Genomic DNA, 434 nt, shown 5'->3' with positions numbered 1-434 from the left:
GCTTTGGGCTACAACAATGAACAAATCTTGGATATTTTCTACGACAAAGAAACTTTCTATTTGTCTTCAAACGGTGTCCAAACTGATCTGGTTGCAGGCCGTCTGAAAGGTGAAACTGCCAAAGTTGACATCTTGGATAAAGAAGGCAATGTACTGGTTGCCAAAGGTAAACGCATTACTGCGAAAAATATCCGTGATATTACCAATGCAGGCTTGACTCGTTTGAATGTAGAGCCAGAAAGCTTGATAGGCAAAGCATTGGCTGCTGACCTGATTGATCCGGAAACCGGTGAAGTATTGGCTTCTGCTAACGATGAAATTACAGAAGAACTGTTGGCCAAACTTGATATCCATGGTGTAAAAGAAATTACGACCCTTTATATCAATGAATTGGATCAAGGTGGTTACATCTCCAGCACTCTGCGTACAGACGA

At 41.7% G+C, this 434-nt stretch carries 1 pseudogene; it reads left to right on the top strand.

The annotated features are described in order from the left end of the window. A pseudogene (locus ACTHSP_RS22060) lies at positions 1-434 on the top strand (DNA-directed RNA polymerase subunit beta); the annotation flags it as partial.

This window comes from Neisseria sp. P0001.S005, assembly GCF_051963715.1.
Note: the sequence above shows the minus strand (reverse complement) of the source record. Positions and strands in the feature narration are given on the sequence as shown.